The organism is Amycolatopsis magusensis (assembly GCF_017875555.1).
In the GTDB taxonomy this organism is placed as follows: domain Bacteria; phylum Actinomycetota; class Actinomycetes; order Mycobacteriales; family Pseudonocardiaceae; genus Amycolatopsis; species Amycolatopsis magusensis.
Genome location: NZ_JAGGMS010000001.1, coordinates 1,846,384 through 1,872,190 on the forward strand (window position 1 = coordinate 1,846,384; position 25,807 = coordinate 1,872,190).

A 25,807-nucleotide genomic window follows, 5' to 3' on the forward strand; every position below is an offset into this window, starting at 1 on the left:
GTGTGGTCTGTCCCCGGAATCGGTTGAACAGGGTTAACAGCATGTAAGAGGGTCTTCCGGGCTGCCCGTCGCGAGGTAACATCTCGGGTGCGTCAGCGCGATACGGTCTTGCGTGACCAGCCGCGCACCCGAGTGACAGCGTCCGGAGCCGCGGCTGTCCCGCCCGTGAACCGATGCCCGCACACAAAAACCCGCTCAGGGGGCCGAATGCCGTCCAACATCGTGCTCGTCACCGGAGTCGGCGGAGAGCTCGGCGGCCGGCTGCTCGCCCGCCTCGGCAACAACCCCGACTTCGAGCGCGTGATCGGCGTCGACACCACCCCGCCGGCCAAGGCTGTGCTGCAGCGCATGGGCCGGGCCGAGTTCGTCCGCGCCGACATCCGCAACCCGCTGATCGCCAAGGTGATCAGCACCGCCGGGGTGGACACCGTGGTGCACGCTTCCACCACCTGCCACCCGGCCGCCCCCGGTCGCCGCACGGCGATCAAGGAGGTGAACGTGATCGGCACCATGCGGCTGCTCGCCGCGTGCCAGCGTTCGCCGAAGGTCCGCAAGCTGGTGGTCAAATCCTCCGCGGCGGTCTACGGCGCCAGCTCGCGGTCGCAGGCGGTCTTCACCGAGGACTCCGAGCTGATTCCCGCCTCGACCAGCGGTTACGCCAAGGACGCGGTGGAGATGGAGGGCTACGTGCGCGGCCTCTCGCGCCGCCGCCCGGACATCACCATCACCATGGCGCGGTTCACCAACCTGATCGGCCCCGAGGTCGACACCGTGCTTTCCCGTTATTTCTCGCTGCCGGTCGTGCCGACCGTGCTCGGCTACGACGCCCGGATGCAGCTCCTGCACTCCTCGGACGCGCTGGCCGTGCTGGAGCAGGCCACGGTGGAGGACAAGCCCGGCGTGTTCAACGTGGGCAGTGAAGGGGTACTCACCCTGTCGCAGGCCATTCGCCGCGCGGGTCGGGTCGAGCTGCCCATGCCACGCGGGGTGGTGCCGTCCGTGGGCCGGTTGCTGCGCGGAGCGCGGCTGGTGGACTTCTCCGCCGACCAGGTGCGGCTGCTCAACTTCGGCCGCGTGGTGGACACCACGAAGCTCAAGCGCGAGTTCGGCTACACCCCGCGTTGGACCACGCGGGAGGCGTTCGACGACTACGTGCAGGGCCGCGGGCTGCGGCCGGTGGTCGACGGCCCGCGACTGGCCAAGCTCGCCGGCAAGGTGGCCGTCGCGGCCGCCACGGGTCAGGCCGGCGGGCGATGAGCCGCGCGGATGGGGTCTGGAACAGCAGAAAGGAAGGCAGGGCGCAGGAAGTGACCACGAGCATGAGCGCGCAGGTGATCCCGCTGCACGGACCGGGCCGCGAGAAGGCCCCCGAGCCGTCGGCCGCGCCCCCGCGGCCCGAGGGCGCCGCGGAGGAAGCGACCAGGCACGCCGACGCCCCGGTCGTCCCGTTCCCGAAGGCCCGCCCGGCGCCGACCGCCGCCGAGGTCGAGGCCGACCTGCCCGACGCACTGGTCTCCCTGCTGAAGTTCGTGCGCAACCGGCTCACCGGCGACTACGTCGTCGACGAGTTCGGCTTCGACGCCGAGCTGACCGACGCGCTGCTGATGCCGCCCTTCCGGTTGCTGTACGAGAAGTGGTTCCGGGTGAGCACGCACGGCGTGCACAACCTGCCGGTCGACGGTGGCGCGCTGCTGGTCAGCAACCACTCGGGGACCGTCCCGCTGGACGCGCTGATGACCGCGGTAGCTGTGCACGACGAGCACCCCGAACACCGGCACCTGCGTGGCCTGGGCGCCGACCTGGTGTTCCGGATGCCGCTGGTCGGTTCGCTGGCACGCAAGTCGGGTCAGACGCTGGCCTGCAACCCCGACGCGGAGCGGTTGCTGCGCGCGGGTGAGCTGGTGGGCGTGTGGCCGGAGGGCTTCAAGGGCATCGGCAAGCCGTTCTCGTCGCGGTACAAACTGCAACGCTTCGGCCGGGGCGGTTTCGTCTCGGCGGCCATGCGGGCCGGGGTGCCGATCATCCCGTGCTCGATCATCGGCGCGGAGGAGATCTACCCGAAGATCGGCGACATCAAGCCGCTGGCGCGTTTGCTGGGGCTGCCGTACTTCCCGGTGACGCCGTTCTTCCCGCTGCTGGGCCCGCTGGGCGCGATCCCGCTGCCGACGAAGTGGCACATCGAATTCGGCGAGCCGATCCGCACGGACCAGTTCGGCCCGGAAGCCGAGGACGACCCGATGCTGGTGTTCAACTTGACCGACCAGGTCCGCGAATCGATCCAGCACACCCTGTACCAGCGTCTTTCACAACGCCGCAGCGTCTTCCGCGACTGATCCCCGCCCGAGCTCGTTGCCCGAACGCGGACTTCAGCCGCCTGAATGCGCAACTCACTTGCCCGAACGTGCGACTCACCTGCCCGAACGTGCGACTCGGCTTCCTGAACGTGGGGTTCGGGTGCGTGAGTGTGGGGTTCGGCTGGGGTCAGCGGCGGCGGTAGGCGAGGCCGGCGGCTACGGCGCCGGCCACCGCACCGGCGCCCAGGACGGAGGGCACGCCGATCTTGGCGGCCTTGCGGCCGGTGCGGAAGTCCCGGATCTCCCAGCCCCGGGCCCTGGCGACCTCCCGCAGGCCCGAGTCCGGATTCACCGCGACCGAGGTGCCGACGGCCGAAAGCATCGGGATGTCGTTCGACGAGTCCGAGTACGCCGTGCAGCGCCGCAGGTTGAGGCCTTCGCGGGCGGCCAGGGCGCGAACCGCGTGCGCCTTCGCGCGGCCGTGCAGGAGGTCTCCGACCAACCGTCCGGTGTAGACACCGTCGACGCTTTCGGCGACCGTGCCGAGCGCGCCGGTCAGGCCGAGGCGCCGCGAGATGATGGCGGCCAGCTCGACCGGGGTCGCGGTGACCAGCCAGACGCGCTGCCCGGCCTCCAAGTGCATCTGTGCCAGCGCACGGGTGCCGGACCAGATCTTCTCGGCCATCAGCTCGTCGTAGATCTCCTCGCCGACGTCGACCATCTCCTGCACCGTGCGACCGGCCACAAAGGACAGGCCCTTCTCGCGGTGGGACTTGATGTCGTCGTGGTTCTCCCGGCCGCCGATCCGGAACTTCAGCTGCTGCCAGGCGAACCCGGCCAGGTCGGCGGTGGTGAAGAAGTTCCGCGAGGCGAGCCCGCGGACGAAGTGGAAGATCGACGCGCCCATCATCATCGTGTTGTCCACGTCGAAGAAGGCGGCGGCGGTCAGGTCCGGCGGGGCGGCGGCGGCCGGGGGCTCGGTCTGGTCGACCTCGGTGGGCCCGGCGACCGGCTCCGGCGGTACGTCACCGGAGGCCAGGTCCTGCGCGGGCACGGTCAGCACGGCCGACGGAGCCTGCTCCATCGCGACGGCGGCTTCGGCGGAGGCCTCACCGGCCATTTCCGCGAGCCGCTCCAGCTCCTGACTCTTATCCTTGCCCCACCGCGCCACGCTCACCGCCTCCGATTAGTGGGAAACGCCTGTGCACAGGGTAGCGAGCCGGGGTGGCCGACGGGTTACCAGCCGACCCTCACCTCGGGCAATCCCGGCAACAGTGGGGGAAGTCTCAGCAGTTCACCAGGTGGCGGCGGGGTTATCGGCGGCCGCGGCCGGGTCACCGGAGGTGGCGCGCCGGTCACCGGCGGTGCGTGCACCGGCGGCTCGACGAGCACCGGGGTGGCGGTCTCCGGGCGGTCGTCGGCCGGCGGGCCGACCACGGTCTGCGACTCCGGCCGGTCGACCGGCCCGCGAGCCGGCTCCTCCTCGACCGCGCCCGGTTGTGGTGGGCCGCCGTCGCCGCAGCCGCCCGAAGCGGGCAGCGCGCCCAGGTCGTCGTGCCTGCCCGAGGTGATCTGGTAGCAGTCCATCCGCCCGGCGAGCGCGGCCGCGCGCTGGTTGACCCGGTCCACCAGCACGACAGCGTTGTCATAGGCCGTCCCGGCGCCCGCCGGGATCGACGGCCGCAGTTCGGCCAGGAGCCGCGACTGCTCGGCGGCCCATCCGCGCAGGTCGGACAGCTGGTCGCCGGAGGTTCCGGTGGCGACCGCGGTCAGCTCGGCGGTCCCGCGCCGGGTCGCGTCGCCGAAGCCGTCCAGGGCGGTCCGGAACTCGGTGACCCCGCGGTCGCCGATCGCCCGCAGCTCAGCCAGTCGGCTCACGGCGTGGTCGAGCCGCTTGCCCGCTCGGGCCTCGTCGTCGAAGGTCAAGCCGACCGTCGCGGTTTCGCCCGCCAATTTCACTCCATAGAGTGAATCACCGGGCAGGGCGTCCCCGGCGAGGACCAGGCCCAGGCCGCCCATCGCGAGCACCGCGGTGAGCCCGCCGACCACCGCGGGACCCAGCCGCAGGCGGCGGCGCGGGGGAGGCGGTGGTTCCGGACGTGCCTCGATGGCGGCGGCGATGCGCTCCTTGACCTCCGGGCCCGGGGCCGCGGTGTCGCCGAGCAGGCGCAGCTGGTTGACCAGGTCGAGCTCGTGGCGGAACTCGTCGTCCTCGGACGACGGGTCCTCGACGGCTCGCGCGAACCGGTCGCGCTCGCGCTCCCACGGCAGCTTCACGGCTGGCTAACGAACAGCCGATAACGACAGTTACGGGATACTCCCGAGTACCTACCGCAAACCACTCGGGAGGAGCTGCGCCAGGCGGCGGACGGCCCGGTGCTGCAGGGCCTTGATGGCGCCTTCGTTGCGCTGCATGATCTCCGCGGTCTCGGCCACCGAGAGCCCCTGCATGAACCGCAGCAGGATGCATTCGCGCTGGTCAGTGCCCAGTTGGTCGATGCAGCGGAAGAGCTCGGAGCTGGTGGCGCGGCTGATCACCTGCTGCTCCGGACCCGCCGGGGCCTGCGCGGTGGAGCCGGTGAACGGGCTGGCCCCGCCCTCGGAAACCTCGTCGGTGACCACTTCGAGGCGGAACCGGCTGGACTTGACGTGGTCGAGGATCAGGTTGCGGGCGATGGTGACGAACCAGGCACCCACGTCACGGCCCTGGTAGCTGACCGAGGTGATCCGGCGCAGGGCGCGCAGGAAGGTCTCGCTGGTCACGTCCTCGGCCAGGTCGCGATCGCCGAGCCGGAACAACACGTACCGGAAGACCATGTCCACGTACCGGTCGTAGAGCTTGCCGAAGGCGCCGGCGTCACCCTGCTGGGCGGCGTGCACCAGGTCCCACGCCTCGGCCTTGACGGCTTCGGCCTGCGCGGCGCGCTGCGCGGAGACGTCCCGCCGGCTCGGCACGGCCGCGCCGATGAGCGGCATCGAACCGCCGGCCACGGCGACTTGCAGGCTCATCGTTTCGCACCTCCCAGGCCCTTTTGGCGAGCCATCGAGTGATCGACACCACCCCAGGACCAGTGCAGCATACGTGTTGTTACCGCGAAGTAGGTAGTGGTGTTCCGGTGACGTAACAGCCACGACCGGGAGATATCCCCGCATCGGGGGGTGGGGATGACAGACTGGTTACGGTGTGAGTGCGCTCGCGGAAGGGGTTGGGATTTGTCGTCCGAACAGGGGAATCACCAGGACCACCAGGCTGCGTCCGGCACCGTGGGCAACGTCTCGGAGCTGGTCGCGCGAGCCGCCGGGAGCTGGCCGAACTCACTCGCACTGATCGATTCAGGAACCGACCGCCGGAGCACCTGGGCCCAGGCCGACGCGGCGGTGAACGCCGAAGCACGCCGGTTGCTCGACGCCGGGCTGAGCCGGGGCGACCGGGTGATCGTGCGGCTGCCGACCTCGACCGCGTTCGCAGTCTCGTTGTTCGGCGTGGTGCGTGCGGGCGGCATCGCCGTGCCGCTGTCCCCGCAGGCCCCGGCCGCCGAGGTCCAGCCGCTGGTCGAGCACAGCGGCGCGAAGCTGGTGATCAGCCACGACCCGGAGGCCGAAGAACTGCCGGAGGGCGTCACCGCGCTGCCGCCCGCTGACGCGACCGCCGCCGGTGAACCGGTCGAGCCGGTCGGCGCCGGTGAGGACATCGCCGTGGTGTCGTACACCTCGGGCACCACCGGGCCGCCGCGCGGCGTGATGCTGTCGCACCGGGCGCTGCTGGCGAACATCGAGCAGCTCTCGGCCGTGCGGCCCGCGGTGCTCCAGCACTCCGACCGCGTGTTCATCGCGATCCCGCTGTTCCACGTCTACGGCCTGGGCCCCGGCCTGCTGCAGGCGGCTTCGGTGGGGGCCACCGTGGTGCTGTCCGAGCGGTTCGACGCCCGGCGCGCGCTGGCCGACTGCGCCGAGTTCCGCGTCACCACGATCGCCGGCGTGCCCGCGATGTACGCCGAGTTCGCCGCGCTGGACGCCGACGAACTGGGTGCCGGGCTGGCCACCGTGCGCCGGATGACCTCGGGCGCGGCGCCGCTGCACCCGAAGGTGCTGGCGGCGATCCGGTCGGCCACCGGGATGGACGTCTACGAGGGCTACGGCCTGACCGAGGCCGCGCCGGTGGTGACCACGACGCTGGTCACCGGCTACCCCAAGCCCGGCTCGGTCGGGCGCCCGCTGCCCGGCATCGAGCTGCGGCTGGTGGACAGCGACGGCACGGCCGGGCCGGTGCTGTCCGATCCCGACGACTTCGTGGACAGCTTCGACGAGGAGGACGGCGGCACCGGGCTGGTCGCGCTGCGTGGCGCGAACCTGTTTTCCGGGTACTGGCCCGACGGCGCGCACGGCCCGGACGGCGAGGGCTGGTTCCGCACCGGCGACGTCGGCTACCTGGACACCGACGGTGACCTGCACCTGGTCGACCGCGCCAACGACCTGATCATCGTGAACGGGTTCAACGTCTACCCGAACGAGGTCGAGTCGGTGCTCACCGAGCTGCCCGAGGTGGTCGAAGCCGCGGTGGTCGGCGTGGTCGACGAGCGCAGCGGCGAGGCGGTCAAGGCCGTCGTCGTGGTCGCGCCGGGTGCTTCGCTGTCGGCGCAGCAGGTGGTCGACCATTGCGCGGGCAAGCTCGCCGGGTACAAGGTCCCGCACAGCGTCGAGTTCGCCGAGAGCCTGCCGCATTCGGCGACCGGCAAGCTGCGGCGCCTGCGACTTCGGTAGGAAGGACCCCATGGCATCGGAAGTGACGGTCGTGACCAGGGAAGGCTGCTCGGCGTGCGTGCGCGCGGAGGCCGACGTGGCACGCATCTGCGGGGAACTGGGCGTCGCGTGGCGGACGTTCGATGTGGACAGTGATCCGGAGTGGCGGGCCGAGTACGGCGACCGCGTGCCGGTGATCCTCATCGACGGGGACGAGCACGGGTACTGGTCGGTCGAGGAGGACCGGCTGCGCGCGGCACTCGCGTAATGCACTCGTAAGGGCCCGGGAGCGGTCTTCCGGGCCGGGTGCGCCCACGATGGAGGCATGCGCACCGAGCTCCCCCGCTTCCACGCGGCCGCGATCGGGGTGGTCGCCGTCGGCGCGGCGGCCGCGGCCGGTCACCTGCTGTCGGCCTTCCTCGGGCGGAACTCCTCGCCGGTGGTCGCGGTGGGCAACACCGTCGCGGAGTTCTCGCCGAGCTGGCTGACCGAGTTCGGCAAGGACACCTTCTACCTCTACGACAAGCTCGCGCTCTTCGTCGGCATGGGCGTGGTGATGCTGGTGCTGGCGGCCGTCGCCGGGCTGGTTTCGCGGCGGTCGCGCACGCCGGGGCTGGTGTTCATCGGGGTGTTCGGCGTGCTCGGGGTGGTCGCCGTGCTGCGGCGCCCGGACCTCGGGCAGCTGGCGATCGTCGCGCCGCTGGCCACGCTGCTCGTCGGGTGCGGGATGTTCTCGTGGCTGCACGGGCGGGCTTTCCAGGAGGAGTCGGTCGAGGGCGGGCTGAGCCGTCGCGGGTTCCTCATCGCCGGCGCGGGTGCCGGGGTGGCCGCGGTCGCCGGTGAGGTGATCGGCGTGAGCCGGGACGCGGAGGTGTCACGGGCCGCGATCGGCGGACTGGTGCCCGCGCGCCCGGCGCCGCCCCTGCCCGCCGACGCCGACTTCAGCAAGCTCGGCACGCCCACCTTCCTGACGCCGAACGCGGACTTCTACAAGATCGACACCACCCTGGCGCTGCCGCAGGTGCGGGCCGAGGACTGGCGGCTGCGGGTGCACGGGCTGGTCGAGCGGGAACTCACGTTCAGCTACGCCGACATCCGCGACCGGCCGCTGGTCGAACGCGCGGTGACGTTGTGCTGCGTGTCCAACGAGGTGGGCGGCGAGCTGATCTCCACGGCCACGTTCGTCGGCGTCGACCTGCGGGACCTGCTGGCCGAGGCGGGGGTGCGGCCGGAAGCCGAGCAGCTGTTCTCGACCAGCGCCGACGGCTGGACCTGCGGCACCCCGATCTCGGCGGTGCTGGACCCGGGCCGCGGCGCGATGCTCGCGCTCGGCATGAACGGCGAACCTCTGCCCGTCAAACACGGCTTCCCGGCGCGGCTGGTGGTGCCGGGGTTGTACGGGTACGTGTCGGCGACCAAGTGGGTCACCGAGCTGGAGGTGACGACCTGGTCGGCGCGACGGGCGTACTGGCTGGACCGCGGCTGGTCGCGGGAGGGGCCGGTGAAGACGCAGTCGCGGATCGACGTGCCGAAGCCGTTCGCCGCGCAGGCCGCCGGGAAGACGATCGTGGCCGGGATCGCCTGGGCGCAGCACACCGGCGTCGACCGCGTGGAAGTACGCCTGGATCAGGGCCCCTGGCAACCGGCGACGCTGACCGCCGAGGTTAACGCGGACACCTGGCGGATGTGGTGGGTGCAACTGGACGTGCCGCCGGGGCCGCACCAGGTGTACTGCCGGGCGGTGGACCGGTCGGGCTACGTGCAGACGGGGGACGTCGCCGACACCGTCCCGGACGGCGCCACCGGATGGCACTCGATCTCCATCACCGCCTCCTGAGGGACACAAATGTGGCTTTGGGGGCGGATTCGGCCCCCAAAGCCACATTTGTAGCAGCGGTGGGACCTCAGTCCGGGGCATCGCCGGTGCTGGGGCCGCTGCTGTCCGGGGTTTGCTGTCCGCTTTCCGTGCCGCCGCCGCTCTGCGGGCCCTGCTGGCCTGCGGCGCCGGTGCCGGCGGCGGCGCTTGCCTCGTCTTGGATCAGTGCGGCGAACTGCTCCCGCAATCCGTCGACCTGCTGCTGGAAAGCCCCCGCCAGCCGGATGATTTCGGCGACGGTGGTGATCACCGTGTTCTCGGCCTCGCTCAGGTCTATCCAGCTGCTGCCGTCGAGCACGTCCGTGGCGGCCGGGGTGGCCTGGCCCGCGAGCTGGCTGATCTGCGCCGCCGTGTGGACGACGAGTTTCTCCAGTTGCTCACCGATTTCGGCGATCTGCATCGCGAGTTTGTCCAACTCGGTGCGGTCCTGCTGGAGTTCGGCCAGTTCCTTCTTCGCCTCCTCGATGGCGCTTTCCGTGCCTTCGCCGCCGCTGTCGGCCTCCAGTTCGGCGATGGCGTCGAGTTGCTGGTCGATCGCCTTGTCCAGTTCGGCGAGCGTGGTCTTCAGCTTGCCGGCGTAGTCGGTGATCGCCGCGGGGTCGCAGTCGAGGTGTTCGACGGCCTCGATCGGATCACCGGCGCCGAGTTGTTTCGCGGCTTCCGCCAGGGTCTGGCAGGCGGCGATGGCTGTTTCCAGGGCGGGGTGGGTCATTCCGGCCGTCCCGCGGCTCGCACGTCATCCCGCGCGCCGGTGTCCGCGCGGTCGTAGTCGTCGGCCGCGATCTCCAGTTTCCCGGCGAACTCACCGAGGCGCGTGTGCCGCGTGCGCAGCCGGTCCAGCCGTCGCCCGACGGCCGCTTCGATGTCACGCGCCAGTTCCGGGCCCGGGCCGGAGATGCCGAACGCCTCGACGGGCACCTTGGCCGCCGAAATCGCTTCCGCCGCCGTGCCGACGGACGTCCCGCTTTCGCGAAATCCGCCCGCCGCACCGCGAATCCGCCCGGTGTCGACGTGAAACCCTGATCCTGTCATGCTTTCCCCTCCGTGCTGGTGCGGCACAGGGTGCCGGGCGCCGCTTTCCCCGCGCTTTCACGGCGAGGGCAGGTCGAAAGCGGGCACCAGCCAGGTCGACGGAGGATCCTCCTCGGTGCGCTCCGGAACGACCCTGGCCACAGGCGCCGAGCCCGAGCCGTCTGCCTTGACCCAGACCGGTTTCCCGGCCGCGGGCACGCGGATTTCCAGCGATTCGCCGACGTGCGCCCTGACCCAGCTCATCCGAGGTGGTAGGCGCGCCGCTGCGCGACCAGCTCGGCGGCGGCCCGCTGGGCGCCGGTGGTCGCCTGCAGGATCGCGTTCGCCAGCGTCCTGGCGTCGACCCGGCGCACCAGCGTCGAGTTCACCGAGACCGCGAGCACCTTGCCCGCCGCGTCCGCCTCCACTTCGACCAGGTCACCGCGGTCCCGCGCGGTGACGGTGCGCTGCGCGAGGTCCTTGCGCAGCGCGAGCAGGCCCTCGTCGGCACGGTTGGTCCGCGCGGCCAGCGCGCTCAGCGAAGACACCATGCCGCGAGCGTGCCGGATGCCGCTTTCACGGCGGTTTCACCCGATCTTCGCGAGCAGCCTCCGCACCTCCACCGCCTCCGGATCGGCGTTCCTGGTGAACACTTCCAGCGCCTCTCGCAGGTATTCGCGGGCTTCGCCGTCGCGGCCGAGGGTGTGCAGGACCGACCCGAGGCGTGCCTGGAACCGCGCGACGCGCCAGTCCTCGCCGAGCGAGCGGCTGATCTCCAGGGCTTCCCGGTACGCCTCCAGCGCGCGTTCCGGTGTGCCCGCGTCGCGGTGCAGATCGCCCAGCGTGCACAGGGTGAAGCGGCGCGCGGGGATGTCGGCCGCACGGCGGTGCACGGACATCGCCTCGCGCAGGTACGCCTCGGCTTCGGCGAAGGAACCCAGTTGCCGGAGCACGTCGCCGAGGTTGTTGAGGCAGTACCCCTCGCCACGCGGGTCGCCGAGTTCGCGGAAGCGCCGCAGGCCGTCCTGGTAGCTCGCGGCGGCTTCGGTGAACCGCTTCGCGTTGTCGTAGGCCACGCCCAGGTTGTTCTGGTTCCACGCGGCGGCCAGGCCTTCGCCCGCCTGCTCGAACAGCCGCGCGGCCTCGACGTGGCACCCGATCGCCCGCTCGTAGTCGTGCAGGTCGTCGTAGGCGACGCCGAGCCCATTCAGCATGTGCGCCCGCCCGGGCGGATCGGCGACGGCCAGCGCGGTCAGGTGCGTGCCGAGCCAGTCGTCCCACCGGCGGCACGAGAAGAAGTAGATGAGCAGCGCCGAGGCGAGTTGCCAGGCGACCGTGGGATACCCGCGGGCCACGGCGTCGCGGACGGCCGCGCCGAGGTTCGGCCGCTCGAGTTCGAACCACGCCAGTGCCGCGTCGCGGTGCTCGAAGACGGGCAGGTTCGACGGCGCCGGGACCGCGTCTGTCCACATCGGCCGCGCGTACGGGTCGAGCACCGCCCGTGCGTGGATCGCCGAATGCAGGTACCAGCCGAGGATCCGCCGCGATGCCTCGTCGTCCGCGCCGGCGGACTCACCCGCGTACGCCCGCAGGAGGTCGTGCATGGCGTACCGGCCGTCGGTGCTCGACTCGACCAGGTTCGCGCGCCGGAGCTGCCCGAGCGCCAGCCGCGCGGTCCGCAGGTCGGTGTCCGCGAGCGCGGCGACCGCTTGTTCGCCGGTGTCGTGCCCGGGGTGCAGGCCGAGCAGCCGGAACACCCGCGCGGCGTCCGGGGGCAGGTGGTGGAACGACCACGAGAACGCCGAGCGGACCGCCGCCCGCGGATCACCGTCGGCGTCGAGCAGGTCGAGCCGGGCGCGCTCGTCCGCCAGCTCCTCGACCAGCGCTTCGATGCTGCGGGCCGGGCGGTCCCGGATGGACTCCGCGGCGATCCGCAGTGCCAGCGGCAGCCGGGCGCACAGGTCGATCAGCTCGGCGGCGGCCGCCGGTTCCGCGTCGACCCGGTCGCCGGTCAGCTCGCGGAGCAGGGTGAGCGAGGCCGCCGCGGGCAGCCGGTCCAGCGCCAGCCGCCGGGCGCCGTCCAGCGCGACCAGCCCGGTCAGCGTGTCGCGGCTGGTCACCAGCACCACGCACGCGCCGGAGCCGGGCAGCAGCGGCCGCACCTGCTCCGCGGTCCGCGCGTTGTCGAGCACGATCAGCAGCCGCCGCCCGGCGACCAGCGTGCGGAACTTCGCCGCGCGTTCCGCGAGCACGGGTGAGAGCGCGGCGCCGTCCGCGCCGAGCGCCCGCAGGAACCCGGCGAGCACGTCCGCCGGATCGGCCGGGCGGTCCGGGCCGTAGCCGTGCAGTTCGGCGTAGAGCTGACCGTCGGGGAAGCGCTCGCGCGAGCGGTGGGCCCAGCGCAGGGCGAGCGCGGTCTTGCCCGCGCCCGCGGTGCCCGTGATCACCGACACCGGCGCGAGTTCGTCCAGTTCGGCGAGTTCCTCCTCACGGGCGGTGAAGCCGCGGGCCTGCGCCGGCAGTTGCGCCGGAACGGGCGCCGCGCCGACGGGCTCGGCCTCCCGGCCTTCGAGGATCGCCTGTTCGAGTTCCCGCAGCTCGGCGCCCGGTTCCAGGCCCAGTTCGGTCCGCAGGACGCGGCGGGCTTCGCGGCACGCGGCGAGCGCGTCGGCCTGCCTGCCACTGCGGTAGAGGGCGCGCACCAGCAGCGCGTGCAGCCGTTCGCGCAGCGGGTGCGTACCGGCCAGCACGCGGAGTTCCCCGACGATCACCAGGTGCCGCCCGGCGGTCAGCTCCGCGTCGAAGAGCGTTTCGAGCAGGTGCAGCCGGATCTCGGAGAGCCGCCGCGCCTCGTCCGTGAGCAACGGCACGTCGAGCCCGTCGAACGGGGTGCCCCGCCACAGGTCCAGCGCTTTCCTGGCGAGGATCGGCGCCTCCTCGGCCTCCTCGGCGAGTGATTCGAATCGCTCCGCGTCCAGTTCACCGGGCAGCACGCGGAGCAGATAACCGCCGCCGTCGAAGCGCAGGCGGTCCGGTCCGCCGAGCAGTCCGCGCAGCCGGTGGACGTGCAGCTGCAGCTTCTGCGCCGCCCGCCGGTCGGCGTGTTCACCCCACAGCGCGTCACCCAGCAGGTCGACCGTGACCGGCCGGTTCGCCCTGGTCAGCAGCACCGCCAGCAGGATCCGCTGCAACCTCCCGGCGGGCGCAGACGGGCCACCGGGCCGCCGGATCCGCAACGGGCCGAGCACCTCGAATTCCACCCCGCCACCCCCTGATCGCCAAGTGTGTCGGGTATTACCCGTGCGCGGGGGCGGTTTTCGGCGTGTGGAACCCCTGGACCGGGGTCCGGGTAACCTGGCTTTCAAGCGCTCTACCAGTCACTTTGTGCATGCGTTCACAAGTGGCTACCGTAGTGCCATCACCCGTGCGGCGCCGGGCATCGAACACTGAGTCGCCCGCCGGGTCAAGGGTTGATTTTTCGACCCGGTTCCGGCAGCAGCACCCGAACGGCAGCAACGAGGAGAGCAGGCGTGGTCGCACAGCGGGGCCAGCGAGGCCGCCGAGGCGCGGCCAGGCAGGCGGACACCCCGGACGCCGACAACGCGCCGACCGCGGAGATGCCCGCCGTCCCGGTGAACGGTGCCGCGGCCGACCCGGTCCGCGCCAAGGCCATCCCGGAGGCCGCCGTCGCCCGCCTCGCCGTCTACCTGCGTGTCCTCTCCGCGATGGCCGAGCAGGGCGCGACCACCGTCTCCAGCGAAGAGCTGTCCGCGGCGGCCGGGGTCAACTCGGCGAAGCTGCGCAAGGACCTGTCCTACCTGGGCTCCTACGGCACCCGCGGCGTCGGCTACGAGGTCTCCGTGCTGGTCGGCCACATCGAGCGCACGCTCGGGCTGACCCGCAAGCACAAGGTCGCCGTGGTCGGCATCGGGAACCTGGGCCACGCACTGGCGAACTACGGCGGGTTCCCCGGCCGCGGGTTCCCGGTCGAGGCCCTGTTCGACCTGGACCCGGACCTGATCGGCGTGCCGGTCGGCGGGCTGCCGGTGTCGCACCTGGACGAGATCCCGAAGGTGTGCGCCGAGCGTGAGATCTCCATCGGCGTGATCGCCACCCCGCCGACCGCGGCCCAGTCGGTGTGCGACCGCCTGGTCGCCGGTGGCGTCCAGTGCATCCTCAACTTCGCGCCGGTGGTGCTCCAGGCTCCACCGCACGTCGAGGTCCGCAAGGTAGATCTGGCGGTCGAGCTGCAGATCCTGTCGTTCCACGTGGCGCGCAGGGCCGACGAAGAAGCAGGTGTGAACGGCGTGGCGAACAACGGCATGGTGGTGCGATCGTGAGCATTCTGGCCATCGGGCTCTCCCACCGGACCGCGGACCTGGCCATGCTCGAGCGGGCCGCGGTGCCCGCCGCCGAGCTGGGCAAGGTGCTGCACGAGCTGCAGCAGGCCCCGCACATCGCCGAGGTCATGGTGCTGTCGACCTGCAACCGCATCGAGGTCTTCGCGGTGGTCGACGCCTTCCACGGCGGGCTGTCCGACGTCTCCGCGGTGCTCGCGCGCCAGGCCGGGGTCGAACCCGCCGAGCTCTACGACAACCTCTACGTGCACTACGCCGGTGCCGCCGTCGAGCACATCTTCTCCGTCGCCTCCGGCCTCGACTCGATGGTCATCGGCGAGTCCCAGATCCTCGGCCAGGTCCGCACCGCCTACGCCACCGCGCGTGAGGCGGGCACGGTCGGGCGCGTGCTGCACGAGCTGACCCAGACCACCCTGCGCGTCGGCAAGCGCGTGCAGACCGAGACCGGGCTCGGCGACCTGGGCGCGTCGGTCGTCTCCGAAGCGCTGCGTGCCGCCGGTGAACTGGCGGGCAAGCACGCGCTGGTCGTCGGTGCCGGCTCGATGGGCGCGCTGACCGGGTCGCACCTGCGCAAGGCGGGCATCGGCTCGATCACCGTGGCCAACCGCACCACGGTGAACGCCCAGCGCCTGGCCGCCTCCATCGCCGAGCAGGGCGTGCCGGCCACCGCGGTGGGCATGGGTGAGCTGACCGCGGCGGTCGCCAAGGCCGACGTCGTGGTCACCAGCACCGGTGCCGCCGACGCCGTGCTCGACCCCTCCCACGTGCTCCCGCGCGACGGCCGGGCGCTGGTCGTCTGCGACCTCGGGCTGCCGAGGGACGTCGACCCCGCCGTCGGCGAACTGCCCGGGGTCCGGGTGGTCGACCTGGAGACCGTCCGCCGCCGGATGAGCGCGGCGACCGGTACCTCCGAAACCGATCGCCAGCTGGCCAAGGCCACCGGCATCGTGCTCGACGAGGTGCGCGAGTACCTCGCCGGGCAGCGCAGCGCCGAGGTCACGCCGACCGTCACCGCCCTGCGCAAGCGGGCCGCGGAGGTGGTCGACGCCGAGCTGCTGCGGCTGGACAACCGGCTGCCGGAGCTCGAAAGCGCGGTCCGCGAAGAGCTGGGCCGCACCGTCCGCCGCGTGGTGGACAAACTCCTGCACGCGCCGACCGTGCGCGTGAAGCAACTCGCCGGACAGGACGCCGGGACCGACTACGCCAGTGCGCTGCGCGAGCTGTTCGAGCTCGACCCGGCCGCACCGCGGGTGGTCGCGCGCCCCTCCGAGTCCGTGCCCCACGAAACCGACGGTGAACCCCAGTGAGCAGGACCATCAGGATCGGCACGCGCGGCAGCAAGCTCGCGCTGGCCCAGACCGGCACCGTGGCCGAGGCGCTCGAAGCCGCCGGCGCGCGCGTGGAGCTGGTCACCATCTCCACCCCCGGCGACCGCTCCAGCGCGCCGATCACCGAGATCGGCGTCGGCGTGTTCACCTCCGCCCTGCGTGACGCGCTGACCGCCGGCGAGATCGACGTCGCGGTGCACTCGTACAAGGACCTCCCCACCGCGCCCGCACCCGGACTGGTGATCGCGGCCGTGCCGCCGCGCGCCGACCCGCGTGACGCGCTGATCGCCCGTGACGGCCTCACCCTGGGCGAGTTGCCGCCGGGCTCGACCGTCGGCACCGGCTCGCCGCGGCGCACCGCGCAGCTGCGCGCGCTGGGGCTCGGTTTGGAAATCGTGCCGATCCGGGGCAATATCGACACCCGCATGGGCAAGGTGGGCAGCGGTGAGCTCGACGCCGTGGTGCTGGCCAGGGCCGGACTGGCCAGGGTCGGCAGGCTCGCCGAGATCACCGAAACGCTGGACCCGATCCAGCTGCTGCCCGCGCCCGCCCAGGGCGCGCTGGCGGTGGAGTGCCGCTCCGACGACGCCGAGGTCGAGCAGCTGCTCCGGTCCACACTGGACGACGAGTCGACCCGGCTCGCGGTGACCGCGGAACGGGCCATGCTGGCCGCGCTCGAAGCCGGGTGCAGTGCCCCGGTCGGAGCGCTGGCCGAGGTGGTGGAGGACCTCGACGAGAACGGCTCGGTGATCGAGCGGATCTCGCTGCGGGGTACCGCGGCCGTCGGCGGCGACGGCGAAGCGGTCGACATGCTGCGGGCCTCCGCGGTGGCCGGCAAGGCCGACGCGGAGAAGCTGGGCCGGGAGCTGGCAGCGGAGCTGCTCGACCTCGGCGCCGGTGCGCTGACCGCGAACTGATTCTCGTTTTCCCCGGGCCATCCCGGGGAAAACCGCATGCCAGGTAAAGAGGAGAGACGTAGAGATGACCCCCGCGCGCAAGACCACCGGGCGCGTCGCCTTCGTGGGCTCGGGCCCCGGAGACGCCGGTCTGCTGACCGTCCGCGCCCAGGAGTTGCTGGGCAAGGCCGAGGTCGTGGTGACCGATCCGGACGTACCCGCCGGTGTGCTGGCCTTCGCCCACCCCGACGCCGAGGTGCGCCCCGCGGTGGGGGACCCGGCCGAGGTGGCCAAGGACCTGGGCAACGAGGCCAAGTCGGGCAGGCTGGTGCTCCGGCTGGTCGCCGGTGACCCGCTGACCCAGCCCGCCGCGGTGGCCGAGGTGCAGGCCGTGGCCAAGAGCAACGTGGTGTTCGACATCGTGCCCGGGGTCTCGCCCGGTGCCGCGGTGCCCGCCTACGCCGGGGTCGCGCTCGGCGGCACGCACACCGAGGTGGACGTGCGCGGTGAGGTCGACTGGGCCGCGCTGGCCGCCACCGGCGCTCCGCTGGTGCTGCACGCCACCTCCAGCCACCTCGCCGAAGCGGCCTCCGCGCTGACCGAGCACGGGCTGGCCCCGGCCACCCCGGTCGCGGTGACCTCGAACGGCACCATCAACACCCAGCGCACGGTCGACTCGACGCTGGCCTCGCTGTCCGCCGACGCCGGTGAGCTGGTCGGCCCGCTGGTGGTCACCGTGGGGCAGGCCGCCGGGCAGCGCTCGAAGCTGTCCTGGTGGGAGTCGCGCGCGCTGTACGGCTGGAAGGTCCTGGTGCCGCGCACCAAGGAGCAGGCCGGCGACATGGCCGACCGGCTGCACAGCCACGGCGCCACCTCGCACGAGGTGCCGACCATCTCGGTCGAGCCGCCGCGCAGCCCGGCGCAGATGGAACGCTCGGTCAAGGGCCTGGTCGACGGCCGGTACCAGTGGCTGGTGTTCACCTCGACCAACGCCGTGCGCGCGGTGTGGGAGAAGTTCGAGGAGTTCGGCCTGGACGCGCGGGCGTTCTCCGGCGTGAAGATCGCCTGCGTCGGCGCGGCGACCGCGGCGAAGGTGCGCTCGTTCGGCATCATCCCCGAGCTGGTGCCGAGCGGGGAGCAGTCCTCGGAAGGCCTGCTGGCCGAGTTCCCGCCGTACGACGACGTGCTGGACCCGGTCGACCGGGTGCTGCTGCCGCGGGCGGACATCGCCACCGAGACGCTGTCGGCCGGCCTGCGTGAGCGGGGCTGGGAGATCGACGACGTCACCGCCTACCGCACCGTCCGGGCGGCCCCGCCGCCCGCCGACACCCGCGAGATGATCAAGACCGGCGGCTTCGACGCGGTGTGCTTCACCTCGTCGTCCACCGTCCGGAACCTGGTCGGCATCGCGGGCAAGCCGCACACCCGGACCCTGGTGGCCTGCATCGGCCCGAAGACCGCGGAAACGGCGACCGAGTTCGGCCTGCGCGTGGACGTGCAGCCGGAAACCCCGAACGTGACCGCACTGGTGGACGCGCTCGCCGAGCACGCCGCCCGCCTGCGCGCCGAAGGCGCCCTGCCGCCGCCGCGCAAAGCCAAGCGCGCACGCCGCTCGTAACCCTCCTACGCTCCGCCAAGGCGGCCTTGTCCCCCCGGACAAGGCCGCCTTCGCGTATCCGAACGTGGAACTCGGCCGCCTGAACGTGGAGTTCAGCCGCCCGAATGCGAGTTTCGGCTACCTGAGTGTGTGGTTCGGCTGCCTGAGTGTGGGGTTCGGGTGCTGGTGAGTTCTACGTTCAGGAAGCCGAGTTACACACTGGGGAAGCTGAGTTCTACGTTGGGGAAGTTGAGTGCGACGTTGGGGTAGTTGAGTTCTGCATTCGCGCGGTGCGGGGTTTTGTAGTGCGCGGGAATGCGGACGGGGATTCTGACAAATTGTCATAAAATGGGGTGGGGGCGGCGAATTCGGGAATGGGCGGGGAGTACCGTCGAGAGGGTGTTTCCCGAGCATCGTCCCCGCCGGTTGCGTGTCAGTCCCGCGATGCGGCGCCTCGTCAGTGAGACCACGCTGCGGCCACGGCAGCTGATCCTGCCGATGTTCGTGGCCGAGGGCGCCGACGCGCCGCGGCCGATCGCGAGCATGCCCGGTGTGGTCCAGCACACCCGCGATTCGCTGCGCAAGGCCGCGGTGGAAGCCGTGCGCGCGGGGGTCGGGGGGCTGATGATCTTCGGCATCCCCGAGCACCACGACGCCGTCGGCTCCGGCGCCACCGACGAGAACGGCATCCTCAACGTCGCACTGCGCGACCTCAAGGCCGAGCTCGGCGACGACACCGTGCTGATGGCCGACACCTGCCTCGACGAGTTCACCGACCACGGCCACTGCGGTGTGCTCGACGCGAACGGCGCCGTGGACAACGACGCCACTCTCGAGCGCTACGCCGAAATGGCGCTGGCCCAGGCGCAGGCGGGCGCCCACCTGCTCGGGCCCAGCGGCATGATGGACGGCCAGGTCGGCGTGATCCGCCGCGCGCTCGACGACGCCGGGTTCACCGACACCGGCATCCTCGCCTACTCCGCCAAGTACTCCAGCGCGTTCTTCGGCCCCTTCCGCGAGGCCGTCAATTCGCAGCTCAAGGGCGACCGCAAGACCTACCAGCAGGACCCGGGCAACGCCCGCGAAGCGCTGCGCGAGATCGAGCTGGACGTCGCCGAGGGCGCCGACATGGTGATGGTCAAGCCCGCGCTCGCGTACCTGGACGTGGTGCGCGCCGCCGCGGAGGCGTCGCCGGTGCCGGTGGCCGCGTACAACATCTCCGGCGAGTACGCGATGGTCGAAGCCGCGGTGGCCAACGGCTGGCTCAACCGCCAGGCGACGGTCCTCGAGGTGCTCACCTCGATCCGCCGCGCCGGCGCGGACATGATCCTCACTTATTGGGCGGCCGAGGCGGCGCACTGGCTCGACTAGAGTCTGCGCTCGTGACCGAGCCCCCCGAACCCGACGCGCCCGCCCCGCCGAGGCCGCCGGTGCCGCAGCCGGTCCGGGTGTCCTGGTACCTGTGGATCGCCGCCTGCGTGGTGATGGTGTCCGGGTTCGGGTACTCGCTGGCCGACGAGCCGCGCGTGGTCAGCCTGATGCTGGAGCAGCCACGCGACCCGCGGGTGACGGCGGCGCAGGTCAGCGCGGGTGTGCACGCGTCGCTGTGGCAGTTCCTCGTCGGCGCGGTCGTGTTCGCGCTGCTGTTCCTGTTGTTCGCCTGGAAGGCCCAGGACGGTACGCGGTCGGCGCGCAGCGTGCTGACCGTGCTCGCGGGGGCCACCATTGTCTTCCAGGCGGTGATCTACCCGAACTGGGTCAAGGTCGCGGCCTGCGCGCTGGTCGTCGCCGCCACCGCCTGCCTCTACCTGCCCGGCGCCCGGCCCTACTTCCCGAAGTTGCCGAAGCGATGAGCGAACCAGGGGTGGTGCTCGACGAGCCGGGCGCGGGCGGGGCACCGTTGCTGTGGGGTCCCGGTTTCGCGCTGGCCGGGTTCCTGCTCGAACTGTTCGCGGACGGCCCGGTGCACACCATCGAATGGGTGCTCGTCGGGCTGGCGTTGCTCGGCGTGACCATGCTTTGGGTGTACGCGCGCCGCCGGTTCCTCAGCGTCAAGGTGACCACCGAAGCGCTGTGGCAGGGCCGCGAAAGCCTGCCGGTGTCACGGATCAAGGAGCTGGACGACGTCGGGACGCCGGTCGGCGCGAAGGTGCTCGGTGGCGGTCCGGCCGTGCCGCGCAAGTTCGAAGACGTGCCGCTCCGCCTCGACGACGGCAGCGTGGTCCTCGCCTGGGCCCGTGACGCCGAAGAGTTGCGCGACGCGTTGCGCAGGGTCACCGGCATCGTGAGAGAGTCTGACGGTGAGTGAAACCGAGCCGGACTGGCCGCCGGAGCCCGCCCCCGCGCCCCACCGCCTGCACCGCCCGCGGCGCGCGATCGTGGCCGTGGTGGAGCTGGTCCTCGCCGGGCTGGCGGTCTGGACGGCGACGCTGGCCTGGTCCGCGTCGGTCAGCACCGTGCGCGTGCGCGCTTCGGACGGTGCCGAGCTGACCTCGTACCACTACGCGGGCAACTGGGTGCTCGCGGCGATCGCGCTCGGCCTGGTGGCCACGCTGCTGCTGGTGGACGCGGTGCGCCAGGTGCTGCTCGCGGTACGCACCCGCCCGCGCAAGCCGAAGCCGGAAGCCCAGCCCGCGCACGGCTGACCCCTCGAACGAACTGGCCACAGTGGACAGTCGCCCGCGGAATCGGCGGGCCGGACGTGCCGCGGGTGCGCCGACTGTCGGTCTGCTCTGTCAGACTGGCGAACGTGACAGTCGAACAGTCTGAGGAATGGTTCGCGCGCGCGTCGGCCGCCACCCCCGGCGGCGTCAACTCGCCGGTGCGCGCGTTCAGCGCGGTCGGCGGCACGCCGAGGTTCATGGTCCGCGGCGAGGGCGCGTACCTCTGGGACGCCGACGGCACGAGGTACGTCGACCTGGTGTCCTCGTGGGGGCCGATGATCCTCGGGCACGCCCACCCCGCGGTGGTCGAGGCCGCGCGGGAGGCCGCGAGCGCCGGGCTGTCCTTCGGCACGCCGACCATCGGCGAGGTCGAACTGGCCGAGGAGATCATCGGCCGGGTCGAGCCGGTGCAGCAGGTGCGGCTGGTCAACTCGGGCACCGAGGCGACGATGAGCGCGATCCGGCTGGCCCGCGGCTTCACCGAGCGGTCCAAGATCATCAAGTTCGCCGGCTGCTACCACGGGCACGTCGACGCGCTGCTCGCGCAGGCGGGCTCCGGCGTGGCCACGCTCGGGCTGCCCACCTCGCCCGGGGTCACCGGCGCGCAGGCCGCCGACACGATCGTCCTGCCCTACAACGACGTCGAAGCCGTGCGGGCCGCCTTCGCGGACAACCCCGGCGAGATCGCCGCGATCATCACCGAGGCCGCCGCGGGCAACATGGGCGCGGTCGCCCCGGACCACGACTTCAACGCTTCCCTGCGTGAGTTCGCGCACGCGAACGGCGCGCTGCTGATCATGGACGAGGTGATGACCGGGTTCCGCGTCAACGCCGCCGGCTGGTTCGGCATCGAGGGCGTGCCCGGCGACCTCTACACCTTCGGCAAGGTCATGTCCGGCGGCCTGCCCGCGGCGGCGTTCGGCGGCCGCGCGGAAGTGATGGCCCGGCTCGCCCCGACCGGCCCGGTCTACCAGGCGGGCACGCTGTCCGGGAACCCGGTGGCGGTGGCCTCCGGCCTGGCCACCTTGCGACACGCCGACGACGCGGTCTACCGCGCGCTCGACGCGAACTCGCAGCGGCTCGGCGCGCTGTTCGGCCAAGCGCTCTCGGCCGCCGGGGTGGCGCACCACGTGGCGTACGCGGGCAACCTGGTCAGCGTGTTCTTCACCGAGGAGCCGGTGCGGAACTACCACGACGCGACCACCGCCCAGACCTGGCGCTTCCCGCCGTTCTTCCACGCGCTGCTCGAGCGCGGGGTCTACGCCCCGCCGAGCGCGTTCGAGGCGTGGTTCGTCAACGCCGCCATGGACGACGCCGCGTTCGAGCTGATCGAAGCCGCGCTGACCCCGGCGGCGGAAGCGGCCGCGGCCGCGGAGCAGGCGTCATGACGACGATCGTGCACGTGCTCCGCCACGGCGAGGTGCACAACCCCGAAGGCATCCTCTACGGCCGCCTGCCCGGCTTCCGGCTGTCCGGGCGCGGGCAGCGGCAGGCGCTCACCGTGGCCGAAGCGCTGGCGGGCCACCAGATCGTGCACGTGGTGGCGTCGCCGCTGCAGCGCGCGCAGGAGACGGCCGCGCCGATCGCCGACGCCCACCGGCTCGACGTGGCCACCGACGAGCGGCTGATCGAGGCGGGCAACCAGTTCGAGGGCCAGCGGGTCGCGGTCGGCGACGGCGCGCTGCGGGAGCCGCGGCACTGGCCGAAGCTGGTCAACCCGTTCAAGCCGTCGTGGGGCGAGCCGTACCTGGAGATCGCGCACCGGATGCTCGGCGCGATCCACCGCGCGCGCACCGAGGCCGAGGGCTTCGAGGCGTTGTGCGTCTCACACCAGTTGCCGATCTGGACGCTGCGGCGGTTCCTGGAGCGGCGCCCGCTCTGGCACGACCCGCGCCAGCGGCAGTGCTCGCTGGCCTCGCTGACCAGCCTGGTCTTCGAGGGCGACCGGCTCGACCGGATCGTCTACAGCGAGCCCGCCGGGTACACCGATCCGAAGGTCACCGGGGCATGAGGAAGCTCGTCGCTCCGTTCGCCGCGCTGGTCCTGCTGCTGGCGGGCTGCTCCGGCGGGTCCGACGCGGTGGCGCGCGGCACCAACTTCGAGTTCGTCTCGCCGGGCGGTCAGGTCGACATCACCTACGAAGGCGACCAGCGCAAGCCGCTGCCGCCGATGTCCGGTGAGGACCTGATGGTCGAGGGCAAGCAGCTTTCGGTCGCGGACTACCCGGGCAAGGTCGTGGTGCTGAACCTCTGGGGTTCGTGGTGCCCGCCGTGCCGGACCGAGGCGCCGGAGCTGGAGAAGGTGCAGCGCGAGGTGCCCGGCGTGCAGGTGATCGGGCTGGACGTCCGCGAAGACAACCGGAACGCCCCCCAGGACTTCGTCCGGAACTTCGGTCTGACCTTCCCGTCCATCTACGACCCGCCCGGCCGCTCGCTGCTGGCGCTCAAGGGCTACCCGCGCAACGCCGTGCCGTCGACGATCGTGCTGGACAAGCAGCACCGGGTGGCCATGGTCTTCCTGCGCGGCCTGCTCGCCAGCGACCTGATGCCGGTCGTCCAGCGGCTCGCCGCCGAGTAACCGGTAGCCGGTGAGTTCACGGGTTCTTCATTCCTTACCCTGATTGGGTGGACCCAGTGACCGAGCTAGCGACCTCCGGTCCGCTGCTGCTCGCCGCCGGGGTGGCCCTGCTGGCCGGGGCGGTCTCGTTCGCTTCGCCGTGCGTGGTGCCGCTGGTCCCCGGCTACCTCGCCTACCTCTCCGCGCTGGTCGGCGCGGACGCGCCCGCGGTGAGCCCGGACGAGGCGCCCAAGAAGGGGCGCTTCGCCGTGGTCGGCGCGGCCGGGTTGTTCATCCTCGGCTTCACCGTGGTGTTCACGCTCGGGCTCGGCAGTCTGGTCTGGATCTCCGACGCGATGCTGATGAACCAGGACCTCCTGCAGCGCATTGGCGGAGTCATCACGATCGCCATGGGGCTGGTGTTCCTCGGCCTCATCCCCGCGCTGCAGAAGGACGTCCGCTCGCACCGCGTGCCGCGCGGCGGGCTGTGGGGCGCGCCGCTGCTCGGTGCGGTCTTCGGCCTCGGCTGGACCCCGTGCATCGGCCCGACGCTGACCGGCGTGCTGGTGCTGGCCAGCTCCACCGGCGGCACCGCGGCCCGCGGGTTCCTGCTGATCCTGCTCTACTGCCTCGGCCTCGGCGTGCCGTTCCTGCTGATCGCGCTGGGCGCCCGCTGGGCCGTGCGCGTCACCGGCTGGCTGCGCCGCAACGGCCGCCGCGTGCAGATCTTCGGCGGCGCGCTGCTGCTGGTGGTCGGCCTGCTGCTGGTCACCGGGCTGTGGGGCGAGCTGGTCGGCTGGCTGCGGGTGGCGGTCGTCAACGAAGTGGAGCTCCCGCTGTGACGCTCACCTCGGACGCGCCGCCGAAGGGCCCGTACCGCGAAACCCCGCTCCGGCGCGCATTCGCGTTCGTCCGCAACACCTGGCGCGGGCTGACCTCGATGCGCACCGCGCTGATCCTGCTGTTCCTGCTGGCGCTCGCCGCGTTGCCCGGCGCCCTGCTGCCGCAGCGCGCGCTGAACGCGCCGAAGACCGAGGAGTACATCACCAACCACGGCTGGTGGGGTGAGCTGCTCGACGCGACGCAGTTCTTCGAGGTCTACTCCAGCGTCTGGTTCTCCGCGATCTACCTGCTGCTGATGGTGTCGCTGGTCGGCTGCCTGGCCCCGCGCAGCGTCGACTACGTCCGCGCGATGCGGGCCAAGCCGGTGCTCACCCCGCGCCGCCTCGGGCGCATGCCGCACCACCACCACTTCGAAACCGGCGCGAGCGCCGACGAAGTGGCCGCGACCGTCCGAACGCGACTGCGTGGCTGGCGCCAGGCCGAGCGCGAGGAGGAGGGCGGCGTCCGCACGATCAGCGCGGAACGCGGCTACCTGCGTGAGACCGGCAACCTGCTGTTCCACTTCGCCATGCTCGGGCTGATCGTGTTCTTCGCCATCGGCAAGATGTTCGGCTACGAGGGCCAGGTCACCGTGCTGGCCAACGGTTCCCAGTTCTGCAACTCCGGCATCTACGCCTACGACGCCTTCGACCCCGGCCTGCAGGTGGACGGCACCGAGCTGAGCCCGTTCTGCGTGAAGGTGAACGAGTTCACCGCGGAGTACACCGAGCAGCTGCAGCCGATCCACTACCAGGCCGACATCGAGTACCAGGCAGGCGCGGACCTCGACACCGGCGCCTGGCGGCCGTACCAGGTGAAGATGAACGAGCCGCTGCGCATGGGCGAGGACCGCGTCTACGTGCTCGGTTACGGCTACGCGCCGAAGTTCACCGTCACCTACCCCGACGGCACCACCCGCACGCAGGCGATCCAGTGGCGCCTGGTGGACCCGGCCACGATGCTGTCGGAGGGCGCGACCAAGTTCGACCCGCCGGGCATCACCGACACCGACGAGCGCCGGAAGAAGCAGCTGGCGATCACCGGCCTGTTCGCGCCGACCGCCTTCGTGCACGGCAACGTGCTCAGCTCGTCGAGCCCGGTGCTCACCGAACCCGGGGTCGCGGTGGACGTGCTGCGCGGCGACCTCGGCATCGACTCCGGGCGCGGGCAGTCCATCTTCGAGGTCAACCAGTCCATGGTGGACAGTGGGCGGCTGGTCAAGGTGGCTCGGGAGAACCTGATGCTGGGCCAGGAACTGACGCTGGACGACGGCACGAAGATCCGGTTCGACGGGGTGGAGAAGTACGCCTCGCTCCAGGTGTCCTACGACCCGACGCAGGTGTGGGTGCTGGTCTGCGCGATCGCCATGCTGCTCGGGCTGGTCGGCTCGCTGCTGGTCAAGCGGCGCCGGTTCTGGGTGCGGATCACCCCGCCCGCCGGCGACGCTGAGCTACGACGTACTGTAGTAGAAGTGGCCGGTCTGGCCAGGACGGACCAGGCAGGCTACGGCGAGGAGTTCAACCGGATCGCGGTCTCGCTCCACGGTGCCGAGCACGGGGGGCGACCCCCGGACCCCCGGGAAACGCCAGAGAAGAAGGACTAGAGC

Annotated in this window: 26 protein-coding genes; 18 read left to right on the forward strand and 8 right to left on the reverse strand. The window is 71.8% G+C overall.

The window, feature by feature from the left end; genetic code table 11:
* Positions 1–207 precede the first annotated feature (207 nt).
* Together JOM49_RS08815 and JOM49_RS08820 are read left to right on the forward strand one after the other, a co-directional pair.
* A complete protein-coding gene (locus JOM49_RS08815; RefSeq protein WP_209663835.1) occupies positions 208–1,257 on the forward strand; it encodes an NAD-dependent epimerase/dehydratase family protein in 1,050 nt (349 codons plus the stop codon).
* 62 nt (positions 1,258–1,319) lie between these two features.
* Positions 1,320–2,333, forward strand: coding sequence for a lysophospholipid acyltransferase family protein (locus tag JOM49_RS08820; RefSeq protein WP_245369269.1), 1,014 nt, complete (start codon positions 1,320–1,322; stop codon positions 2,331–2,333).
* A gap of 148 nt (positions 2,334–2,481) precedes the next feature.
* On the opposite strand, the gene JOM49_RS08825 is transcribed toward JOM49_RS08820, so the two are convergent.
* From JOM49_RS08825 to JOM49_RS08835, 3 genes are read right to left on the reverse strand one after another with little or no spacing between them, the layout of a single operon-like run.
* Positions 2,482–3,471, reverse strand: a complete 990-nt coding sequence (locus JOM49_RS08825; protein WP_209663837.1) for an HAD family hydrolase — start codon at positions 3,469–3,471, stop codon at positions 2,482–2,484.
* A gap of 59 nt (positions 3,472–3,530) precedes the next feature.
* The gene (locus JOM49_RS08830; protein WP_209663838.1) at positions 3,531–4,571 is read right to left on the reverse strand and encodes a DUF5667 domain-containing protein; all 1,041 of its coding nucleotides are present in this window, start codon (positions 4,569–4,571) and stop codon (positions 3,531–3,533) included.
* A gap of 51 nt (positions 4,572–4,622) precedes the next feature.
* The gene (locus JOM49_RS08835; protein WP_209663839.1) at positions 4,623–5,303 is read right to left on the reverse strand and encodes a sigma-70 family RNA polymerase sigma factor; all 681 of its coding nucleotides are present in this window, start codon (positions 5,301–5,303) and stop codon (positions 4,623–4,625) included.
* Between the two features lie 156 nt (positions 5,304–5,459).
* Between JOM49_RS08835 and JOM49_RS08840 the strand changes: the two genes are divergently transcribed.
* The 3 genes from JOM49_RS08840 to JOM49_RS08850 are packed head-to-tail and all read left to right on the forward strand — an operon-like array spanning position 5,460 to position 8,871.
* Positions 5,460–7,055 (forward strand): AMP-binding protein, encoded by a 1,596-nt coding sequence (locus JOM49_RS08840; protein WP_209663840.1) that lies wholly within the window; start codon positions 5,460–5,462, stop codon positions 7,053–7,055.
* A 10-nt stretch (positions 7,056–7,065) separates the two neighbouring features.
* Positions 7,066–7,302, forward strand: a complete 237-nt coding sequence (locus JOM49_RS08845; protein WP_209663841.1) for a glutaredoxin family protein — start codon at positions 7,066–7,068, stop codon at positions 7,300–7,302.
* 57 nt (positions 7,303–7,359) lie between these two features.
* Positions 7,360–8,871, forward strand: a complete 1,512-nt coding sequence (locus JOM49_RS08850) for a molybdopterin-dependent oxidoreductase (RefSeq protein WP_209663842.1) — start codon at positions 7,360–7,362, stop codon at positions 8,869–8,871.
* Positions 8,872–8,938: 67 nt separating this feature from the next.
* Here JOM49_RS08850 and JOM49_RS08855 read toward each other — a convergent pair whose 3' ends face one another.
* The 5 genes from JOM49_RS08855 to JOM49_RS08875 are packed head-to-tail and all read right to left on the reverse strand — an operon-like array spanning position 8,939 to position 13,181.
* Positions 8,939–9,622 carry a hypothetical protein gene (locus JOM49_RS08855; protein ID WP_209663843.1) on the reverse strand — a complete coding sequence of 228 codons (684 nt, stop codon included), beginning with the start codon at positions 9,620–9,622 and terminating at the stop codon, positions 8,939–8,941.
* Positions 9,619–9,942 (reverse strand): type VII secretion target, encoded by a 324-nt coding sequence (locus JOM49_RS08860; RefSeq protein ID WP_209663844.1) that lies wholly within the window; start codon positions 9,940–9,942, stop codon positions 9,619–9,621. The genes JOM49_RS08855 and JOM49_RS08860 overlap by 4 nt, the downstream gene beginning before the upstream one ends.
* A 57-nt stretch (positions 9,943–9,999) precedes the next feature.
* Positions 10,000–10,185: a hypothetical protein gene (locus tag JOM49_RS08865; RefSeq protein WP_209663845.1), complete on the reverse strand. Its 186-nt coding sequence runs from the start codon at positions 10,183–10,185 to the stop codon at positions 10,000–10,002.
* Entirely contained in the window at positions 10,182–10,472 is a 291-nt protein-coding gene (locus JOM49_RS08870; protein ID WP_209663846.1) for a YbaB/EbfC family nucleoid-associated protein, read from the reverse strand. Before JOM49_RS08870 ends, JOM49_RS08865 begins: the two co-directional genes overlap by 4 nt.
* Positions 10,473–10,508: 36 nt before the next feature.
* A complete protein-coding gene (locus JOM49_RS08875) occupies positions 10,509–13,181 on the reverse strand; it encodes an AfsR/SARP family transcriptional regulator (protein WP_209663847.1) in 2,673 nt (890 codons plus the stop codon).
* Positions 13,182–13,451: 270 nt separating this feature from the next.
* On the opposite strand from JOM49_RS08875, the gene JOM49_RS08880 reads away from it, so the two are divergent.
* The 13 genes from JOM49_RS08880 (at position 13,452) to resB (ending at position 25,804) form a co-directional block, all read left to right on the forward strand.
* Positions 13,452–14,261 (forward strand): redox-sensing transcriptional repressor Rex, encoded by an 810-nt coding sequence (locus tag JOM49_RS08880; protein WP_209663848.1) that lies wholly within the window; start codon positions 13,452–13,454, stop codon positions 14,259–14,261.
* The gene (locus JOM49_RS08885; RefSeq protein ID WP_209663849.1) at positions 14,258–15,586 is read left to right on the forward strand and encodes a glutamyl-tRNA reductase; all 1,329 of its coding nucleotides are present in this window, start codon (positions 14,258–14,260) and stop codon (positions 15,584–15,586) included. The genes JOM49_RS08880 and JOM49_RS08885 overlap by 4 nt, the downstream gene beginning before the upstream one ends.
* Positions 15,583–16,524, forward strand: coding sequence for a hydroxymethylbilane synthase (gene hemC, locus JOM49_RS08890; protein WP_209663850.1), 942 nt, complete (start codon positions 15,583–15,585; stop codon positions 16,522–16,524). Before JOM49_RS08885 ends, hemC begins: the two co-directional genes overlap by 4 nt.
* Positions 16,525–16,588: 64 nt before the next feature.
* Positions 16,589–18,121 (forward strand): bifunctional uroporphyrinogen-III C-methyltransferase/uroporphyrinogen-III synthase, encoded by a 1,533-nt coding sequence (locus tag JOM49_RS08895; protein ID WP_209663851.1) that lies wholly within the window; start codon positions 16,589–16,591, stop codon positions 18,119–18,121.
* 378 nt (positions 18,122–18,499) lie between these two features.
* Complete coding sequence (gene hemB / locus JOM49_RS08900) at positions 18,500–19,471, forward strand: porphobilinogen synthase (RefSeq protein ID WP_209663852.1); 972 nt, start codon at positions 18,500–18,502, stop codon at positions 19,469–19,471.
* An 11-nt stretch (positions 19,472–19,482) separates the two neighbouring features.
* Positions 19,483–19,953, forward strand: coding sequence for a hypothetical protein (locus tag JOM49_RS08905; RefSeq protein ID WP_209663853.1), 471 nt, complete (start codon positions 19,483–19,485; stop codon positions 19,951–19,953).
* Positions 19,950–20,408, forward strand: a complete 459-nt coding sequence (mce1N, locus tag JOM49_RS08910; protein ID WP_209663854.1) for a transport-regulating membrane protein Mce1N — start codon at positions 19,950–19,952, stop codon at positions 20,406–20,408. Before JOM49_RS08905 ends, mce1N begins: the two co-directional genes overlap by 4 nt.
* Positions 20,401–20,745 (forward strand): hypothetical protein, encoded by a 345-nt coding sequence (locus JOM49_RS08915; RefSeq protein ID WP_209663855.1) that lies wholly within the window; start codon positions 20,401–20,403, stop codon positions 20,743–20,745. Before mce1N ends, JOM49_RS08915 begins: the two co-directional genes overlap by 8 nt.
* Before the next feature lie 95 nt (positions 20,746–20,840).
* Complete coding sequence (gene hemL / locus JOM49_RS08920; RefSeq protein WP_209671001.1) at positions 20,841–22,151, forward strand: glutamate-1-semialdehyde 2,1-aminomutase; 1,311 nt, start codon at positions 20,841–20,843, stop codon at positions 22,149–22,151.
* Positions 22,148–22,774: a histidine phosphatase family protein gene (locus JOM49_RS08925; protein ID WP_209663856.1), complete on the forward strand. Its 627-nt coding sequence runs from the start codon at positions 22,148–22,150 to the stop codon at positions 22,772–22,774. Before hemL ends, JOM49_RS08925 begins: the two co-directional genes overlap by 4 nt.
* A complete protein-coding gene (locus JOM49_RS08930; RefSeq protein ID WP_209663857.1) occupies positions 22,771–23,340 on the forward strand; it encodes a TlpA family protein disulfide reductase in 570 nt (189 codons plus the stop codon). The genes JOM49_RS08925 and JOM49_RS08930 overlap by 4 nt, the downstream gene beginning before the upstream one ends.
* A 47-nt stretch (positions 23,341–23,387) precedes the next feature.
* Complete coding sequence (locus JOM49_RS08935) at positions 23,388–24,161, forward strand: cytochrome c biogenesis CcdA family protein (protein WP_209663858.1); 774 nt, start codon at positions 23,388–23,390, stop codon at positions 24,159–24,161.
* Positions 24,158–25,804, forward strand: a complete 1,647-nt coding sequence (resB, locus tag JOM49_RS08940; RefSeq protein ID WP_209663859.1) for a cytochrome c biogenesis protein ResB — start codon at positions 24,158–24,160, stop codon at positions 25,802–25,804. The genes JOM49_RS08935 and resB overlap by 4 nt, the downstream gene beginning before the upstream one ends.
* Positions 25,805–25,807: the final 3 nt, after the last annotated feature.

Bases quoted from the DNA above. Each gene is read 5' to 3' on its own strand.
- JOM49_RS08815 (WP_209663835.1), top strand. From the start codon at position 208: ATGCCGTCCAACATCGTGCTCGTCACCGGAGTCGGCGGAGAGCTCGGC.
- JOM49_RS08820 (WP_245369269.1), top strand. From the start codon at position 1,320: ATGAGCGCGCAGGTGATCCCGCTGCACGGACCGGGCCGCGAGAAGGCC.
- JOM49_RS08835 (WP_209663839.1), bottom strand. From the start codon at position 5,303: ATGAGCCTGCAAGTCGCCGTGGCCGGCGGTTCGATGCCGCTCATCGGC.
- JOM49_RS08840 (WP_209663840.1), top strand. From the start codon at position 5,460: ATGACAGACTGGTTACGGTGTGAGTGCGCTCGCGGAAGGGGTTGGGAT.
- JOM49_RS08845 (WP_209663841.1), top strand. From the start codon at position 7,066: ATGGCATCGGAAGTGACGGTCGTGACCAGGGAAGGCTGCTCGGCGTGC.
- JOM49_RS08850 (WP_209663842.1), top strand. From the start codon at position 7,360: ATGCGCACCGAGCTCCCCCGCTTCCACGCGGCCGCGATCGGGGTGGTC.
- JOM49_RS08855 (WP_209663843.1), bottom strand. From the start codon at position 9,622: ATGACCCACCCCGCCCTGGAAACAGCCATCGCCGCCTGCCAGACCCTG.
- JOM49_RS08860 (WP_209663844.1), bottom strand. From the start codon at position 9,942: ATGACAGGATCAGGGTTTCACGTCGACACCGGGCGGATTCGCGGTGCG.
- JOM49_RS08865 (WP_209663845.1), bottom strand. From the start codon at position 10,185: ATGAGCTGGGTCAGGGCGCACGTCGGCGAATCGCTGGAAATCCGCGTG.
- JOM49_RS08870 (WP_209663846.1), bottom strand. From the start codon at position 10,472: ATGGTGTCTTCGCTGAGCGCGCTGGCCGCGCGGACCAACCGTGCCGAC.
- JOM49_RS08895 (WP_209663851.1), top strand. From the start codon at position 16,589: ATGACCCCCGCGCGCAAGACCACCGGGCGCGTCGCCTTCGTGGGCTCG.
- mce1N (WP_209663854.1), top strand. From the start codon at position 19,950: ATGAGCGAACCAGGGGTGGTGCTCGACGAGCCGGGCGCGGGCGGGGCA.
- JOM49_RS08925 (WP_209663856.1), top strand. From the start codon at position 22,148: ATGACGACGATCGTGCACGTGCTCCGCCACGGCGAGGTGCACAACCCC.
- JOM49_RS08930 (WP_209663857.1), top strand. From the start codon at position 22,771: ATGAGGAAGCTCGTCGCTCCGTTCGCCGCGCTGGTCCTGCTGCTGGCG.